Here is a 17,071-nt window from a genome sequence, read left to right as displayed (position 1 = left end):
ACCATACTCTCTAGAGTTTGGGAGGCACTAATGTATCTACCTCAAGAAATTATTCGCAGAAAACGTGATGGCGAAGTCCTAACAGCTGAAGAAATTAACTTCTTCATTCAAGGCGTGGCTAAAAACACGGTTTCTGAAGGCCAAATTGCAGCATTCGCAATGGCTATCTTTTTTAATGAAATGACAATGCCAGAACGTATCGCACTAACGTGTGCAATGCGTGATTCAGGCATGGTGATTGACTGGAGCCACATGAATTTTGATGGCCCAATCGTTGATAAACACTCAACTGGCGGTGTTGGCGACGTAACATCTCTGATGCTTGGCCCTATGGTGGCAGCATGTGGCGGTTTCGTTCCAATGATCTCTGGTCGTGGTTTAGGACACACTGGCGGTACGCTAGATAAGCTGGAATCTATTCCGGGTTACAACATTACCCCAACCAACGAAGTGTTCGGTGAAGTCACTAAAGATGCTGGCGTAGCGATCATCGGTCAAACTGGCGATCTAGCACCTGCAGACAAGCGTGTTTACGCAACTCGTGACATCACGGCAACAGTAGATAACATCTCGCTGATCACGGCTTCAATCCTATCTAAGAAACTGGCCGCTGGCCTTGATTCTCTAGTGATGGATGTAAAAGTAGGTTCAGGCGCATTCATGCCGACTTACGAAGCGTCAGAAGAGCTAGCGAAATCGATCGTTGCAGTAGCAAACGGTGCAGGTACTAAAACGACAGCCATCCTAACGGACATGAACCAAGTACTGGCTTCTTCAGCGGGTAACGCTGTTGAAGTGCGTGAAGCGGTTCAATTCCTAACGGGTGAATACCGTAACCCACGTTTGTTAGAGATCACTCTAGCATCGTGTGCTGAAATGTTGGTTCTGGGTAACCTAGCTAAAGATTCAGACGAAGCACGCGAAAAACTGATGGCAGTACTGGATAACGGTAAAGCAGCAGAGTGCTTCGGTAAAATGCTAGCGGGCCTTGGTGGTCCAGCAGATTTCGTAACGAACTACGATAACTACCTAGAAAAAGCAGAAATTGTTAAGCCAGTGTACGCGCTAGAAAGCGGTGTGGTATCAGCAATGGATACTCGTGCAATTGGTATGGCTGTAGTTGGTATGGGCGGTGGTCGCCGCGTAGCAACGGACAGCATTGATTACGCGGTCGGTTTTGATCACTTCATTCGTCTTGGCGAAGTGGCAAGTGAAGATAAACCATTAGCAATGATTCATGCTCGCAACGAACAACAGTGGCAAGAAGCTGCAACTGCATTACAAAATGCAATCACTGTGGGCGGAGAATATACAGCAACGCCAGACGTTTACCGTCAGATTCGTTCTGAAGACGTGTAAATAACAGGTGTCGGCATACCTAGTGTATGCCGACAAACAGAGTTCTGGTGCAAAGAGCAATAAGTTGGTGAAGAAAATGAAAAGAGCATTTATTTTAGTTTTAGATTCATTCGGTATCGGTGAAACAGCGGATGCAGACAAATTCGGTGATGTAGGTTCAGACACTATGGGCCACATCGCAGATCATTGTGACAAAGGTCTTGCAGACAATGCCGATCGTCAAGGTCCTCTGACGCTACCTAACCTGTCTAAGCTAGGTTTAGCAATGGCTCATAAAGAGTCTACAGGTCGCTTCGCTCCTGGTATGGATACAGGCGCTGAAATCATTGGCGCTTACGGTCATGCTGCTGAGTTGTCTTCTGGTAAAGACACGCCATCAGGTCACTGGGAAATCGCGGGTGTACCGGTACTGTTTGACTGGGGCTACTTCACCGACAAAGAGAACAGTTTTCCAAAAGAGCTAACTGACCGCATTCTTGAGCGTGCAGGTTTGTCTGGTTTCTTGGGTAACTGCCACTCATCAGGCACTGAAATCCTAGATAACCTAGGTGAAGAACACATGAAGACTGGCCTACCAATCTTCTATACTTCTGCGGACTCTGTTTTCCAGATCGCTTGTCACGAGGAGACATTCGGCCTACAAAACCTATTAGACCTTTGTCAGATTGCTCGTGAAGAGCTAGAAGACTACAACATTGGTCGTGTTATTGCGCGTCCGTTCGTTGGCCCTGGTAAAGGTCAATTTGAGCGTACTGGTAACCGTCGTGATCTTTCTGTTGAACCACCTGCGGCAACTATCCTACAGAAGCTTGTTGATGAGAAGGGCGGTAACGTTCATTCAATCGGTAAGATTTCTGATATCTACGCAGGCTGTGGTATTACTCAGAAAACCAAAGCAACAGGTATTCCTGCGCTATTTGAAGCGACTAAAGATGCGATCAATGAAGCGGGCGATAACACGATTGTGTTTACTAACTTCGTTGATTTCGACTCAGCTTACGGCCACCGCCGTGATGTTGCGGGCTACGCAGCGGCACTTGAGTACTTCGATGGTCGCATCAATGAAATCATCGATATGATGAAAGAGGATGATGTACTAATCCTAACTGCAGACCATGGTTGTGATCCAACATGGCCAGGTACAGACCATACTCGTGAACATATTCCTGTGATTGTTTACGGTCAGAAGGTTCCAGCTGGTTCTCTAGGCCGTCGCGATACGTTCGCTGATATCGGTCAAAGCTTAGCGTCATACTTTGGTACATCGCCAATGGGACACGGTACAAGCTTTCTATAATAGTTAACGAAGAGAGAGGGAAACCTCTCTCTTCTTTTTTGTTTTGAGATTAAGGATATTTTCAATGGCTACTCCACATATTAATGCTGAAATGGGTGATTTCGCTGACGTAGTTCTAATGCCAGGCGACCCGCTACGTGCTAAATACATCGCTGAAACCTTCTTAGAAGAAGTGGTTCAAGTGTGCGACGTTCGTAACATGTTTGGTTACACAGGTACTTATAAAGGCCGTAAGGTTTCGGTTATGGGACATGGTATGGGCATTCCATCTTGTTCCATTTACGCGACTGAGCTGATCAAAGACTTTGGTGTGAAAAAGATCATTCGTGTCGGTAGTTGTGGTGCAGTTAGCGAAGATATCAAAGTGCGTGATGTGGTTATCGGGATGGGGGCATGTACCGATTCAAAAGTGAACCGTATTCGCTTTAAAGGCCACGACTTCGCGGCTATTGCTGACTACAAAATGGTGCGTGCAGCAGAAGATGCAGCCAAAGCGCGTGGTGTTGATGTAAAAGTCGGCAACCTGTTCTCTGCTGAACTGTTCTACACGCCAGATCCTGAAATGTTTGAAGTGATGGATAAGTACGGCATTGTCGGTGTAGAGATGGAAGCGGCAGGCATCTATGGTGTGTGTGCTGAATACGGCGCAAAAGCTCTGACTATCTGTACTGTGTCTGATCACATCAAAACCGGTGAGCAAACCACATCAGATGAGCGTCAAACAACCTTCAACGATATGATGGTTATCGCGCTAGACTCTGTACTTCTTGGTGACCAAGAGTAATTGCAGTTCACAGTAGCTTGATAAAGTAACAGATAACAAAAAGCCCCGTCGCTGCCTGAGCGTCGGGGCTTTTTATTGGATTGCTGTATTGATGCTGAGTCTAGTTTGTTTATGAGTTTACATTTTTCAACAGTAAGTTCTCACCAGACTTGGTTGGCCTTCTGCGAATCAACATGATGAACAGCACACCACTCACAAACCCCATCAAGACCATACCGATCATGTAGCGATCACTTTTTCGATAGTGGTGATCAGAAATCGCCGTCATTTTACCGGTTTCGAAGGTCACTCGAATAAAGCCGATGATCGTTTTCTCCGGTGAATAAATAGGTTCAACTAATTGTTGTCTGCCAATACTTGCTGTTGAAAGTGGTGTATCTAGGCCAAGAACCTCTCGTACTGAGAGTGCTTTCTCACTCGACGCCAGTCGAATACCCTCTGCGTCATAGATGGTGGTATCAAATACCAGTCGGTCTTGAGACAGCTGATTAGTCAACTCAAGCAATCGCTCTTGGTCTTGTTGCGTGATCATCTTGCTGGCTGAAAGTGATGCCTGAGAGATAAGCAGCTTGGTAAGAGTTTCCAACTGTTTCGCTTGGATCTTCTCGTTACCTTTACTGATCACGACCGTATTTTTAATCGTTACAACGAACATGGTAGCCAACAAAATGAGGGCTAGCATTCGTAAAGCGTTACGTATTGAGAACAATGATTCATTCATGTTTCACGAAGCCTGAAATAAACAAATGTTATGATTAAGACATATTGAGACTTGCGTTTTCAAATTGCAATAGGTTAACGTTTAGCATAGTTAATTAGGAATCATACACATGGACGCTCAGAAATATCTGCCGATAAAAAGGCATACGACATTATTAACTCGACTCCCCGAGACACGTTTCGCTTCTCAACTCGCTAAATCCAAAGCTAATTGGATTGTGTTCGGTGAGTATCTATCTCCACAATCTTTCGATGACATTGACTTTTTCACGGGCACTTACAACACCATCCTCGATACGTGGAAGGTAGGGCATTATGAAGTGGCTTTGATGTCAGGTAATCTAACACCAGCACACGAAGAAATCTTACAGGCACTGAAGCTTGACTATGCTTGCCTTAATGAGGTTCCAGACTTATCTAAGCCAGGCTTGATCGTGATGGATATGGATTCCACTGCGATTCAAATTGAATGTATTGATGAGATTGCAAAGTTGGCTGGAGTGGGGGAGTTAGTCTCTGAAATCACAGAGCGAGCAATGCAAGGCGAACTCGATTTTGAACAGAGCCTACGCCAACGAGTTGGAGCCCTAAAAGGTGCGGATGAGTCGATATTGGAGCAAGTGCGTCAATCATTGCCATTCATGCCAGACCTAGTAGGGCTTGTGAATACTTTGAATAAACTTGGTTGGAAGACGGCGATCGCATCGGGCGGCTTTACTTACTTCTCTGACTACTTGAAAGATACACTTGATCTTGACCATGCTCAGTCAAACACGCTGGAGATCGTCAATGGTAAGCTGACGGGTGAGGTCTTAGGTGATGTTGTTTCGGCGCAGACCAAAGCGGATATCTTGGTAGAGTTGGCTGAAGAGTACGAATTAGAACTACATAATACTGTTGCTGTTGGTGATGGTGCTAATGATTTGGTGATGATGGGGTCTGCAGGTTTAGGTATTGCCTACCACGCGAAACCAAAAGTAGAGCAGCAAGCTCAAACTGCTGTACGTTACGCAGGTTTAGGCGGGGTGCTGTGTATCTTGTCTGGCGTATTAGCTAAGCAGCAAAAAATTAGCTGGCAAGCAAAACCTTAAGGTTTGTTCGATAAGCTCTATTAGGCGCAAATTATAGTAGAGATCAGATACAAAAAAGCAGGTGATAAGCCTGCTTTTTCTATTTTTGCCTCTGGTGTATCGGCTGACTAGAGGTTTAGATTAGCGAGTCAGCTCCAATCGAATCAACACTTCATCAGTAATATCTTCTATCTCGCCATAACCGATAAATGCAGTAACTTCATTCTCTAGCTTCTTAGCTTGATGCATGCTGATGCGTGAAAGCTCTTCTAAATCCGACTGGAATAAACTCGTCAACGGATTAAAGATAGGTGCAGTCGTGACTCGTAATACATACACGTCGCCTAAGTGCTGAGCTTTCTTAATGAATAAGATGCGTTCCTTGGCTGAGGCGAAGTCTTTAACCAGCTTGGTGTGAACCGATTGGATCTTGTCGCCAAATTTAACTGCAGCAATGTATACGTCATGGTGTTTCGGCTCTGCACCTTCAATTCTTTTCAGTGGCTCAGCCAACAGCGAGTTGGAGTGCCCTTTGAAAATAGGTTCGAGTGAGAACTTTTGATTGTGGCCGAGTTTAGCAAGCAACGCCAGGTGCTTATTCAATGGGAAGTTCACACCAATGATCTTACAGCGCAGCGTTGAGCTTGGCTTATCAATGAATATTGGGTTGCTGACCATCTTGCTTAGCAAAATGTTATGCAGAGATTCGAGCAGCGAATGTGTTGGCAGTATCTCTTTCTTCTTAACTAGCTTGCTTTGGTTTTGATCGATAAGCCCATTAAGGAAAGCAATGGTGCGCATTGTTTTGGCATTCTCTGCGATAACCAGTTGTACATTGCGGCCGTTCGGGCTTACTCGAATCACGTGGTAAGGCACGGTGCTCAATGGTAGGTTCTTGTCATAGAGCTGTAGCTCGTTGAAGTTCACTAATACCTGATCATTAATCTTGAGTACCATTGGGTGTTCAAGGCTAATGCTCAGTCCACGCTTTGAGATATCTAAGGTGTGTCCGTTCGCCGCGGCGCCATCTTGTGAGATGATCTGCAACGGAGACTTAAATTGATATCTCGGCTCTTTACGACGAGTCTGAGAGTCAAAGTAGATACTTTGAATATTGCCGACTACGGTACGCGGGTGACGGAAACGGTTCAGTTCACTGCTTGGAATGCGTGGCTTTTCACTCAGAAGATAATCTGCAGCACTTTCGTGATCGCCGATCTCTTGCAAGATTCCACAATGCGTCAGTTGAACTGAGCTTTGAGCCAGCGTATCCGAGTGTTTAGCTAACGCTTGTCGCTCAGTGTCTGAAAGTTCGAAAACCGAAAACTTGAACGCCTTCCAACTTTTACGCTTGCCACCGATGTGCCAGAACAGCTGTCTTTGTTCACGAGAGGCTTCAGGTAGCATCATTGAATAGAACAAGGTCTTGTTTTGGTGTTCATGGGTAAAAGAATAGATAACGTTACTGGTTCCCTTTACTCCTGGTTTAGCCAGCAGGTTCATACGTTGCTCGTTGAATAGAGTTCCCAGAGCTTGTTGATTTCGCTCGTCGTGCCAGTATTGCCATAACGGATGGTTGTTATCCGTCAGTAGAGCAAGCTTGAGTTCGCTACCGCTAAAGAACAGAGGAAGGTTACAAGTATGCTTTAGATAGGTGTGTTCGATGCCTCGAGTACGAGTTCGAATGATCCTATCTTGATTTTCATGGCTGGTTTTCTTACTTGTGCTATTTAAAGACTCATCGAGTAAGCGAGCCACAAGGTTGTTGTCGCTGACCTTGATGGTTCTTAGAAATTTTACTGCGTTGTTCTCATAAGATTCGTCGATACCCAAAACGCGAAATTCAACCGCTTGGTTAACATCGTTTTCTTGCGACTTTTCAATAAGCTCTGTGAACTTAACGCTGATGATCTCGCCGAGGTTATATCTAAAGGCACTCGGCACCTTGAACTTTGCACCCGACGGGGAGATATCAACCGTTACACCATGTAGGCTTTGCCCTTTCGATGTGATGATCTCTACCTGCGAGCTAATCTTGAGTCTGTTTTCTTGACGCTTTAAGTCGTAACCTAGGTTAATCGCTTCCGCTTCATACGGGCTATTGGCGCTAGTAATGTCGAGGTTACCTTGAGAAGACGTTTTAACAACGCTCAGTGGTTGAGTTCGTGGAGTCATTACTAACTCCCATGCACCTTCTGTGTAACCTTTAAACTTTTTAGTACCACGTTGATACGCGTTTAAAGCTATGTCATCGAGCCAGTGTTTACGGCCGTCCAATGTGAACTGACGACATTCATTATCAATGCGCCCACGTAAATCAATGCTCTTTGTACACGGAGCCATGATACGATTCAGTTCCATTTTAACCAGCAGTTTTAGAGACGGAGATTCGCCTTCTGTCATTTGAGAAAGAAGGAATTCGAAATCTTCGGCGTGGTAGGCCGGGATAAGACGTTCTGCTACAGATAGAATTTCAGATTGCTGCATACTTTTCTTGTTAGAATGGACGGTGCATTTATGTTATCGACTAGTTTAAATCGATCTTTAAGTATAAGTGGTATGACTGCAACGTTTATTTTCACCCGTACGGTCAAATAAGTCACAAATTGACAACATCATTGTGTAACTGAGTAAATTATTGAGGTTTTATGGCTAAGGCAAAACGAGCTTATGTGTGTAATGACTGTGGTGCTGACTTTCCACGTTGGCAGGGGCAGTGCAACGCGTGTGGTGCTTGGAACACGATTACAGAAGTTAGGTTAGCCGCTTCACCTCAGGTAGCGCGCAATGAACGATTGAGTGGTTATGCTGGTGGTGCAACCGAGTCTTCAGTTCAAACGCTGTCGGAAATCGACTTGCAAGAAGTGCCACGCTTTAGCAGTGGCTTTAAAGAACTCGACCGCGTACTCGGTGGTGGTGTGGTACCGGGTGCTGCGATTCTGATTGGTGGTAACCCTGGTGCGGGTAAATCAACGCTGTTATTGCAGACTATGTGTCAGTTATCTTCACAATTACCGACTCTTTATGTCACAGGGGAAGAATCCCTACAGCAGGTTGCGATGCGAGCCTCTCGACTTGGATTACCGAAAGAGCACCTAAAGATGCTCTCTGAAACCAACGTTGATAAGATCTGTCAGGTTGCTGAAAAAGAGCAGCCAAAGATCATGGTTATCGACTCAATCCAAGTTATGCATGTTGCTGATGTTCAATCTTCACCGGGCAGTGTCGCTCAGGTTCGTGAATCAGCAACCGCGTTAACGCGCTACGCAAAACAAAATAATGTTGCTGTGTTCTTAGTAGGACACGTAACTAAAGACGGCACCTTAGCCGGGCCAAAAGTGCTTGAGCACATAATTGACTGCTCCGTTCTATTGGATGGCGGAACCGATAGTCGCTTTAGAACATTGCGCAGTCACAAAAACCGTTTTGGTGCGGTCAATGAACTCGGTGTGTTTGCTATGACTGGTCAAGGACTAAAAGAAGTCAGCAACCCATCGGCGATTTTCTTGTCTCGTGGTGAAGAAGAAACCTCGGGCAGTTCGGTTATGGTGGTATGGGAAGGTACTCGTCCACTACTTGTCGAAATCCAAGCGCTGGTGGACTATTCCCAGCTGGCTAATCCGCGTCGTGTCGCTGTCGGTCTAGAACAAAACCGGCTTTCGTTGTTATTAGCGGTGCTGCATAAACACGGCGGTTTACAAATGGCTGATCAAGATGTGTTTGTGAATGTCGTCGGTGGTGTTAAAGTAACCGAAACCAGTGCTGATCTTGCGTTGGTGATGGCTTTACTTTCAAGTTTCAGAGACCGTGCATTGCCAAAAGATGTGGTGGTATTTGGAGAAGTGGGCCTAGCGGGTGAGATTAGACCGGTACCGAGTGGGCAAGAGCGTCTTAATGAGGCATTTAAACATGGCTTTAAGAAAGCGATCGTACCGGCAGCAAACATGCCTAAAGGTGGCATTCCTGGAATGCAGATCCACGGCGTGAAAAAATTATCGGAAGCAATTAATGCTTTTGATGAGTTGTAATTGAGCTCACTTCAGCTACTCTATACAGCAGAAATTCAGTCTAACTTGAGCGCTATATACGCTTTAGGTTAGCACTAAACTTAACAGTCACTTAGATTGTTTCTATAGATTGCCTTTTTCTATATGTTAGAAAAAGGCAAAGTTTTTTAGTCCCAAATGCATGCAAAGCTATCAGTCTTCACAGATTGTGATATACTCTGCGCGCATTTTATATCCTATTAACAGAGTAAGACAATGGCAGATTTATCGAAATACAGAAACATTGGTATTTTCGCGCACGTTGATGCGGGTAAAACAACTACCACTGAGCGTATCCTTAAGCTAACTGGTCAAATCCACAAGACTGGTGAAGTACATGATGGCGAATCAACGACTGACTTCATGGAACAGGAAGCTGAGCGCGGTATTACTATCCAATCAGCAGCTGTAAGCTGTTTTTGGAACGATCACCGTCTAAACGTTATCGATACTCCTGGACACGTTGACTTCACAGTTGAAGTATACCGTTCTCTTAAAGTTCTTGATGGCGGTATCGGTGTATTCTGTGGTTCTGGTGGTGTTGAACCTCAATCAGAAACTAACTGGCGCTACGCTAACGAATCAGAAGTATCTCGTCTGATCTTCGTTAACAAACTAGACCGTATGGGTGCAGATTTCTACAACGTTGTTGACCAAGTTAAAAACGTTCTAGGTGCTACTCCTCTAGTTATGGTTCTACCAATCGGTCGTGAAGACGAATTCGTTGGTGTTGTAGACCTACTAAGCCGTAAAGCATACGTTTGGGATGACACTGGTCTTCCTGAAAACTACGAAATCAAAGATGTTCCTGCGGACATGGTTGATGACGTTGAGCAATACCGTGAAGAGCTAATCGAAACTGCTGTAGAGCAAGACGATGACCTAATGGAAGCTTACATGGAAGGTGAAGAGCCTTCTATCGAAGACATCAAGCGTTGTATCCGTAAAGGTACTCGTGATATCGCATTCTTCCCTACGTTCTGTGGTTCTGCGTTCAAGAACAAAGGTATGCAACTTATCCTTGATGCTGTAGTAGATTACCTACCAGCACCAACTGAAGTTGATCCTCAACCTCTAATGGATGAGAACGGCGAAGAAACTGGCGAACACGCTATCGTTTCTACAGATGAAACTTTCAAAGCGCTTGCATTCAAAATCATGGATGACCGCTTCGGTGCTCTAACTTTCGTTCGTATTTACTCTGGTAAACTGAACAAAGGTGACACGATTCTTAACTCATTCACTGGCAAAACAGAACGTGTTGGCCGTATGGTTGAGATGCAAGCTGATGACCGTAACGAACTAACTAGCGCACAAGCTGGTGACATCATTGCGATCGTTGGTATGAAGAACGTGCAAACTGGTCACACTCTATGTGATCCTAAGCACCAAGTAACGCTTGAGCCAATGGTATTCCCAACTCCAGTAATCTCAATCGCTGTATCTCCAAAAGATAAAGGCGGTTCTGAGAAAATGGGTATCGCGATCGGTAAAATGGTTGCAGAAGATCCATCTTTCCAAGTTGAGACTGACGAAGAGACTGGCGAAACTATCCTGAAAGGTATGGGTGAACTTCACCTAGACATCAAGGTAGATATCCTTAAGCGTACATACGGCGTTGACCTAACTGTAGGTGCTCCTCAAGTTGCTTACCGTGAAACTATCACTCAAGCAATTGAAGATAGCTACACGCACAAGAAGCAATCTGGTGGTTCTGGTCAATTCGGTAAGATCGATTACCGTATCAAACCAGGCGAAGCAGGTTCTGGCTTCAAGTTCAACTCTGTAGTTGTGGGCGGTAACGTTCCTAAAGAATTCTGGCCTGCAGTTGAGAAAGGCTTCGCATCTATGATGGAAAACGGCGTACTAGCTGGCTTCCCAACTCTAGACGTTGAAGTTGAACTGTTCGATGGTGGCTTCCACGCAGTCGATTCATCTGCTATCGCATTTGAAATCGCAGCGAAAGGTGCATTCCGTCAATCTATGCCTAAAGCTGGCGCGCAACTTCTTGAGCCTATCATGAACGTTGACGTGTTCACTCCAGACGATCACGTTGGTGATGTTATCGGTGACCTTAACCGTCGTCGTGGCATGATCAAAGATCAACAAGCTGGCGTAACTGGTGTTCGTATTAAAGCTGACGTACCTCTTTCTGAGATGTTCGGCTACATCGGTCACCTACGTACTATCACTTCTGGTCGTGGCCAATTCTCTATGGAATTCGCACAATACGCACCATGTCCAACTAACGTTGCTGACGAAGTGATTGCAAAAGTTAAAGCTGAAAAAGAAGCTGGTAAGTAATTAGCCCTTTTCTAAATTAGCTAAAAAAGCCCCGCAAGTGAAAGCTTGCGGGGCTTTTTATTGCTTGTAACATACTGCGTGAGATGCGTGAGATGCGTGAGATGCGTGAGATGCGTGAGATGCGTGAGATGCGTGAGATGCGTGAGATGCGTGAGATGCGTGAGATGCGTGAGATGCGTGAGATGCGTGAGATGCGTGAGATGATATGATCCCGCACCTAATAGATACGGGACAGATTTAGATAGAGCGGAAGAAGAGGGACTAGCGTTTTAAATCAATGTAGATCTGCTCTACTTTAGTGCGAGCCCAGTCAGTTTTACGCAAAAACTTTAGGCTAGATTTAATACTCGGGTCTTTTTTGAAACAGTTGATGTTGACCATGTAACTCAACTCTTCCCAACCGTAATGCTCAACCAACTCAGTCAGTAGCTTTTGCAGTGTGATGCCGTGAAGTGGGTTATTTTCTTGTGTCATGAGGTGTTCTCGCCATTTATTTTGGCTAAGTATATCAGTTTCGCTTTATGAATTATCAGACCATTTCAGCTCGTAGTTTGTATCGATAATAGAAAGTTCCTCCCGCCCTTTATTGCCAAATAGCCCAACCTGCCCCTGCATCCATGCTTCAAAACGCTTTATCTTCTCTCGATGGAAATAACCAGCAGGTGCACACAAAAAGTAATTGTACTTAGGCTTTAAGGCTATGTTACCTATCCGTACTAACTTCTTTTCCTGCAAATACCGATAAACCAAGCTGTGCTTGACCAACGCGACACCTTGAACGGATAACGCACCCTCTAAAACAAAATGCGAACCATCAAATTGCAGTGATGAACGTCCTGCCTTTGCTCCAACAACGTCTAACCATAGATTCCAATCCATATCAGGCCAGCGGTCTTCAATTAGCTCAGCTTTGTGTAGATCGCCGATGTCGTAAATACCATGCTTCTCTTGGTAGATCGGGTGGCAAACCGGGTAAACCACTTCGTCCATCAACCAGCGTGATTCGATGTTTGGGTAATTTCCATGACCATATCGAACGCAGATATCGACATTAGAACCTTCAAATGTGACTAGCTTATTGGTTGGCTCAATTAGCATGGATAGATCAGGGTGACGATCGCGAAAGTCGCCAATTCTCGGTACTAGCCAATGTTGAGCAAAGGAAGGCACGGTAGAGATCGACAGCTGAGTGGGATTAGGATCTTGGTTGATTTGTCTTACTCCGTCATGAATATGGGCAAAGCCTTTCTTCGCTTGCAGGTACAGTACTTCGCCTTCATGGGTTAATACTACTTTTCGGTGTTGGCGAATAAACAGGTCTGCGCCTAACCATTCTTCAAGTTGGCGAATTTGTTGGCTGACTGCTGCAGCCGTGACAAATAGCTTTTCTGCTGCAAGCTTAAAACTGCCTGTTTCAGCCGCAGTATAAAAGTAATAGATTCCTTGGAATGGCGGGGTTTGTTCTCTCACATTAGTTTTCCTTAACTTAGTGCCAGTATCTATCGTTTGTCTACATTGCGTTACTGGTCGATTATTGACCATGACAAAGCAAAGCGTCAATAGGAGAACGATTATGAACACGATAACCGCGACATCAAATACTCATCATTCATTCTTATCATTGTTATCAGGTAAGAAATTCTATTCTAAATTAGGCCTGTATTTTCAAAATCGTAGAACTAGAAAGCAACTGTCTGAGCTACCCGATTATTTATTGAGAGATGTCGGGATTACTTCGGAGCAGGTGGAGAAAGAGCTGAAGAAGTCATTTTGGGAGTGAGTCTGGGGAGAAGGGAGAGATAATACATTGCTTAGTTGTAATAGAACGGCCTAGTAAGTTTAGGGGATGACGAACAGAGCTTGTTACGAAAAAAAGGAGCCATAATGGCTCCCTCTTGATTTTTATTATTCTTCCCAAACTACCAATTTATCTTTCGGCCAGTTATGACCGACTTCGTGGTACTTCTGCTCAAGGATATGTCGTTTGATCTTAAGAGTAGGAGTTAACACGCCATTCTCAATACTCCACGGTTCCTTAATCATCAATACACCTTTGATCTTCTCATGTGAGGCGAGTTGTTCGTTCATTTTTTCGATAACACGCTTGGTGGTTTTCTCATAACGGGCTCGATCAAAGTTAGGGAAGTCGTGTGGAACGACAAGCAAAATAGGACCAGGTAAGCCTAAACCGATCAAACACATCATTTCTACGCGACTGTATTCAAAGAGTTTGTTCTCGATAGGTACAGGAGCAACAAACTTACCTTTCGCGGTTTTGAAGGTATCCTTCTTACGTCCACGGATCGTTAGGTAGCCTTCGCTGTCGATATCACCGATGTCTCCTGTATGGAGCCAACCTTCGGAGTTAAAAGACTCTTGAGTCGCAATATCATTTTTGTAGTAACCAGAGAACAACCCTTTGCCTCGAACAAGTATTTCTTCGTCTTCCGCTATCTTGAGTTCGATCCCCGGACCTGCATTACCAACAGTACCAATTTTATCTGCTCTGAATGGGTAGTTAAGTGTGCTGTAGGCGAAAGACTCTGTCATTCCCCAAGCTTCGGTAATATGTAAACCAACGCTTTCATACCATGCAAGTAGAGCGGGTGATACTGGTGCTGAACCACACCCAAGAACGCGGGCTTGATCTAACCCTAAACCATCAGCAAGTTTCTTCTTAATGATGTTGTTGATGAACGGAATTTTAAGTAAGAAGTTGAGCTTTTTCTGCGGTAACTTATCTTGGATTCGCTGCTGGAACAGCGTCCATAAACGAGGAACTGAAATAAACAGAGTTGGGCGATGCATTTTCACATCATCAATAAACGTGTCTAAAGACTCAGGGAAAGCGGTGACCACACCGCCCATAATTGAAGAACCAAAGATGTAAACGCGTTCTGTAATATGAGCAAGTGGTAGGTAAGAAAACAGGCGATCGCCGGGTTGGATTCCAATATGGTCGATCAACCTTTGAACTGACCAAGTAAACGAGCCGTATGTGAGCATTGCGCCTTTTGGTAGCCCAGATGTACCCGAAGTATAAACAAGTGACATCAGCTTATCGTCGTGATGCTGAGGGCGCTTAGTTGATGGTTCATGTGTATCGATGAGTTGTTCGAAGGTGTGTTGGCATTTCGCTGCGCTGTCGTATGGCAGTGAAATGCTCACTAAGCTCGGATTGTCATCCAGTACTTTTTGGGTGGCTTTAGGATCGTCAAGCTTACCTGCAATCACAATTTTACTTTCACTGTGTTCAATACAGTACTGAATGGTATCTGCACCAGCGGTTGGAAAGATTGGGACGCTGACAAAATCTCCTAACATCATGGCAAGATCACAGATGAACCACTCTGCACAGTTTTTTGATACGAGAGCAACTCGATCACCAGGCTGGGCTCCGAGTTTTTCTAATGCTGACGCCAGTTTCAGTGCTTTGTCAGCTACTTCTTTATAAGTAAATTCGACAAATTGGCGGTTAATAATCTGCTTCAAATAGACTTCATCTGGGCGTTCTTCTGCCCATTTTAAAATCATGTCATTGGGTGTAGGGAGAGCTGTTGCTTGTTCTTGGCTAAACTCGTTAGGCTGAATCATTGTCTAACTCCATGTTTTTCGCTAAGTTATTTTTGGTTATTTTTGTTAAAATCATGTTAAATGTACCATGATTTTTTCTTTTAGGGAGTAAAATTAGCGTTTTCTGTTATCTGTGCAGGCTCGTCTATAGCTTGCGGGGGTTACGCCAGTCCTTTTCTTAAAAATTCTTGAAAAATACGACACATCCTTGTATCCACATTGATAAGAAATTACAGCTATTTTTAAGTCGGTGTCGGCTTCGATTAACTTTTTGGCTAACAGGATTCGTTTATCGCACACAAAGTCTCTAAAGCTTACTCCAAAGTGTAGGTGAAACTTCTTAGAAAAGTAGGTTGTTGAGCAATGGCATTTCTCTGCGATTTCAGTTTCTTTAATCTCCTTGTTGATGTTATCCATGACAAAGTTAACGACTTCTGAAGTAAACAACTTGGCAGGCAGTTGGTTGTTGTTATTCGTATCTCGGTCGAGATCAAAGTGAGGCTCGAAGATATGCTGCGTTTTAGCCTTGAGTTCTTCGAATGTACTGGTCAGATGTTTACTGCTTGTTTCGATAATAAAAAATATATTCTTATGATTTCGAACGATATTAGGTAGCGTGTCTGAGCAAATAATTACTATTCTTTTATTTAGGTTTTTGCAAATAGATAATGCCATTGTAAGTAGTTGAAGTTTATCTGGCTTATTCAATATAAAAAACACTAGCCTTACATTTAAGTTACTGATTATAGATATATCTTGTCCAAAGTTTTCAATAGGAAAGTAGTGGCTAATTTTATTGATAATAACAGCGTTAAACTTACTGTCCTTATCTGATAATAAAGGTGTTACTACTCTCATATAAATACCAACTCTATTTCATATTCAAATGTAGGTTTGAAAATAGATAAATTACGATGTGTAATAATTAGATTAGAACTACCACAAAAAAGTGCAAGTAAATGGCAAGAAAATCCTAACCTAATATATCTCTCACCTCTAGATTTAGTTTACAGGTAAACAAAGCCTGATACACAAATCAAGGAGAGGTTATCATGGATAAGTTTTTGAATAATTGTAAAGAATTCATGAAAGATGAAGAAGGGTTGACTGTAATCGAGTATGTAATCGGTGCAGCATTATTAGTATTAGGTATGACAACTGTATTTTCTGGTTTAGGGAATACTCTGGCAGCCAAACTGAATACGATCGTTGGTGGTTTATGATCGGAAAGGAGTGAGGCAGCAAAGAGGGCTTACTTCGGTTTCCTACATTATCGCTGCAGCCTTACTCGTTATTGCTATAGGGTTGGTTTTTTCTGGGATGGCAACAGCTTTACTTAGTAAGATCCAGAGCATTATTTCGAGTGTATGAATTAAATATATGATTAATGAGCCTTCAGTTTTTTGGGCATTGCTAATTGCAGTTTCGGTATACGATGTTGAGAAGCATCGTATACCAAACAAAATATTGATACTGTTTTTGTTTGTGTACTTTTTATCAATGTTTAACAGCAATTACAAATTTGATGTTTTTTTAATGTCCTTAGTTGGATTCGTAGTGTTTTTTTGTTTTGGATTACTCTTATATTTTGTAAGAGCTATGTCTGCAGGAGATGTAAAGCTATTAGGCATAGTAGGAATGTATCTTGGGTGGGGTCAATTACTTGATGCTTCATACTTTATATTACTTTCTTCTGGGGTTATTGGGACTTTCTACCTACTATATAACTTTTCCAACTCGAACAGTCTTACTATCAAAGGCTATTTTCAAAATAAGCTAATTGTGTTCGGTGGAGTAGCACCGGTTTTAGATGAAAGTGTTAGTTTGCACGCTAGATACTCAAATAAAGTGACGATGCCTTTTGCACCCTCTGTTGTTGTGGGATTAGCGATGTATAGCTACTTTACTTAAACCTGTT

At 43.7% G+C, this 17,071-nt stretch carries 15 protein-coding genes; 9 read left to right on the top strand and 6 right to left on the bottom strand.

Annotated features, from left to right (window positions below; translation table 11 throughout):
* The first annotated feature begins 30 nt into the window (after window positions 1-30).
* The 3 genes from deoA to deoD all read left to right on the top strand — a co-directional run bounded on the left by deoA (window position 31) and on the right by deoD (window position 3,440).
* Window positions 31-1,359 (top strand): thymidine phosphorylase, encoded by a 1,329-nt coding sequence (gene deoA / locus OCV56_RS12770; protein WP_086712051.1) that lies wholly within the window; start codon window positions 31-33, stop codon window positions 1,357-1,359.
* 76 nt (window positions 1,360-1,435) lie between these two features.
* The gene (locus OCV56_RS12765) at window positions 1,436-2,656 is read left to right on the top strand and encodes a phosphopentomutase (protein ID WP_086712052.1); all 1,221 of its coding nucleotides are present in this window, start codon (window positions 1,436-1,438) and stop codon (window positions 2,654-2,656) included.
* Between the two features lie 64 nt (window positions 2,657-2,720).
* The gene (gene deoD, locus OCV56_RS12760; RefSeq protein WP_004734474.1) at window positions 2,721-3,440 is read left to right on the top strand and encodes a purine-nucleoside phosphorylase; all 720 of its coding nucleotides are present in this window, start codon (window positions 2,721-2,723) and stop codon (window positions 3,438-3,440) included.
* A 109-nt stretch (window positions 3,441-3,549) separates the two neighbouring features.
* Here deoD and OCV56_RS12755 read toward each other — a convergent pair whose 3' ends face one another.
* Window positions 3,550-4,161 carry a YtjB family periplasmic protein gene (locus tag OCV56_RS12755; protein ID WP_086712053.1) on the bottom strand — a complete coding sequence of 204 codons (612 nt, stop codon included), beginning with the start codon at window positions 4,159-4,161 and terminating at the stop codon, window positions 3,550-3,552.
* A 109-nt stretch (window positions 4,162-4,270) separates the two neighbouring features.
* Here OCV56_RS12755 and serB point away from each other — a divergent pair, with 109 nt between their 5' ends.
* A complete protein-coding gene (serB, locus tag OCV56_RS12750) occupies window positions 4,271-5,251 on the top strand; it encodes a phosphoserine phosphatase (RefSeq protein ID WP_086712054.1) in 981 nt (326 codons plus the stop codon).
* A gap of 120 nt (window positions 5,252-5,371) precedes the next feature.
* On the opposite strand, the gene OCV56_RS12745 is transcribed toward serB, so the two are convergent.
* Complete coding sequence (locus OCV56_RS12745) at window positions 5,372-7,717, bottom strand: PilZ domain-containing protein (RefSeq protein WP_086712055.1); 2,346 nt, start codon at window positions 7,715-7,717, stop codon at window positions 5,372-5,374.
* Between the two features lie 161 nt (window positions 7,718-7,878).
* Here OCV56_RS12745 and radA point away from each other — a divergent pair, with 161 nt between their 5' ends.
* Window positions 7,879-9,258 carry a DNA repair protein RadA gene (gene radA, locus OCV56_RS12740; protein WP_017063288.1) on the top strand — a complete coding sequence of 460 codons (1,380 nt, stop codon included), beginning with the start codon at window positions 7,879-7,881 and terminating at the stop codon, window positions 9,256-9,258.
* Between the two features lie 234 nt (window positions 9,259-9,492).
* The gene (gene fusA / locus OCV56_RS12735; protein WP_017629642.1) at window positions 9,493-11,580 is read left to right on the top strand and encodes an elongation factor G; all 2,088 of its coding nucleotides are present in this window, start codon (window positions 9,493-9,495) and stop codon (window positions 11,578-11,580) included.
* Window positions 11,581-11,841: 261 nt separating this feature from the next.
* Here fusA and OCV56_RS12730 read toward each other — a convergent pair whose 3' ends face one another.
* Window positions 11,842-12,054 (bottom strand): VF530 family protein, encoded by a 213-nt coding sequence (locus tag OCV56_RS12730; RefSeq protein WP_017106559.1) that lies wholly within the window; start codon window positions 12,052-12,054, stop codon window positions 11,842-11,844.
* 45 nt (window positions 12,055-12,099) lie between these two features.
* A complete protein-coding gene (locus OCV56_RS12725) occupies window positions 12,100-13,050 on the bottom strand; it encodes a LysR substrate-binding domain-containing protein (RefSeq protein ID WP_086715358.1) in 951 nt (316 codons plus the stop codon).
* Between the two features lie 103 nt (window positions 13,051-13,153).
* On the opposite strand from OCV56_RS12725, the gene OCV56_RS12720 reads away from it, so the two are divergent.
* Window positions 13,154-13,360 (top strand): DUF1127 domain-containing protein, encoded by a 207-nt coding sequence (locus OCV56_RS12720; protein ID WP_086715356.1) that lies wholly within the window; start codon window positions 13,154-13,156, stop codon window positions 13,358-13,360.
* A gap of 125 nt (window positions 13,361-13,485) precedes the next feature.
* On the opposite strand, the gene OCV56_RS12715 is transcribed toward OCV56_RS12720, so the two are convergent.
* Both OCV56_RS12715 and OCV56_RS12710 read right to left on the bottom strand, forming a co-directional pair.
* A complete protein-coding gene (locus tag OCV56_RS12715; protein ID WP_086715352.1) occupies window positions 13,486-15,174 on the bottom strand; it encodes an AMP-binding protein in 1,689 nt (562 codons plus the stop codon).
* Window positions 15,175-15,267: 93 nt separating this feature from the next.
* Complete coding sequence (locus OCV56_RS12710; protein ID WP_086715350.1) at window positions 15,268-16,011, bottom strand: helix-turn-helix domain-containing protein; 744 nt, start codon at window positions 16,009-16,011, stop codon at window positions 15,268-15,270.
* Between the two features lie 194 nt (window positions 16,012-16,205).
* Here OCV56_RS12710 and OCV56_RS12705 point away from each other — a divergent pair, with 194 nt between their 5' ends.
* Together OCV56_RS12705 and OCV56_RS12700 are read left to right on the top strand one after the other, a co-directional pair.
* On the top strand, window positions 16,206-16,376 hold the full coding sequence (locus OCV56_RS12705; protein WP_086715348.1) for a Flp family type IVb pilin: 171 nt from the start codon (window positions 16,206-16,208) through the stop codon (window positions 16,374-16,376).
* A gap of 157 nt (window positions 16,377-16,533) precedes the next feature.
* On the top strand, window positions 16,534-17,064 hold the full coding sequence (locus OCV56_RS12700; protein WP_086715347.1) for an A24 family peptidase: 531 nt from the start codon (window positions 16,534-16,536) through the stop codon (window positions 17,062-17,064).
* Window positions 17,065-17,071: the final 7 nt, after the last annotated feature.

It is taken from the genome of Vibrio gigantis, assembly GCF_024347515.1.
GTDB lineage: Bacteria > Pseudomonadota > Gammaproteobacteria > Enterobacterales > Vibrionaceae > Vibrio > Vibrio gigantis.
Note: the sequence above shows the minus strand (reverse complement) of the source record. Positions and strands in the feature narration are given on the sequence as shown.

Coding starts and splice junctions, on each gene's coding strand:
- deoA (WP_086712051.1), top strand. CDS start 31: ATGTATCTACCTCAAGAAATTATTCGCAGAAAACGTGATGGCGAAGTC.
- OCV56_RS12765 (WP_086712052.1), top strand. CDS start 1,436: ATGAAAAGAGCATTTATTTTAGTTTTAGATTCATTCGGTATCGGTGAA.
- deoD (WP_004734474.1), top strand. CDS start 2,721: ATGGCTACTCCACATATTAATGCTGAAATGGGTGATTTCGCTGACGTA.
- OCV56_RS12755 (WP_086712053.1), bottom strand. CDS start 4,161: ATGAATGAATCATTGTTCTCAATACGTAACGCTTTACGAATGCTAGCC.
- serB (WP_086712054.1), top strand. CDS start 4,271: ATGGACGCTCAGAAATATCTGCCGATAAAAAGGCATACGACATTATTA.
- OCV56_RS12745 (WP_086712055.1), bottom strand. CDS start 7,717: ATGCAGCAATCTGAAATTCTATCTGTAGCAGAACGTCTTATCCCGGCC.
- radA (WP_017063288.1), top strand. CDS start 7,879: ATGGCTAAGGCAAAACGAGCTTATGTGTGTAATGACTGTGGTGCTGAC.
- fusA (WP_017629642.1), top strand. CDS start 9,493: ATGGCAGATTTATCGAAATACAGAAACATTGGTATTTTCGCGCACGTT.
- OCV56_RS12730 (WP_017106559.1), bottom strand. CDS start 12,054: ATGACACAAGAAAATAACCCACTTCACGGCATCACACTGCAAAAGCTA.
- OCV56_RS12720 (WP_086715356.1), top strand. CDS start 13,154: ATGAACACGATAACCGCGACATCAAATACTCATCATTCATTCTTATCA.
- OCV56_RS12715 (WP_086715352.1), bottom strand. CDS start 15,174: ATGATTCAGCCTAACGAGTTTAGCCAAGAACAAGCAACAGCTCTCCCT.
- OCV56_RS12710 (WP_086715350.1), bottom strand. CDS start 16,011: ATGAGAGTAGTAACACCTTTATTATCAGATAAGGACAGTAAGTTTAAC.
- OCV56_RS12705 (WP_086715348.1), top strand. CDS start 16,206: ATGGATAAGTTTTTGAATAATTGTAAAGAATTCATGAAAGATGAAGAA.
- OCV56_RS12700 (WP_086715347.1), top strand. CDS start 16,534: ATGATTAATGAGCCTTCAGTTTTTTGGGCATTGCTAATTGCAGTTTCG.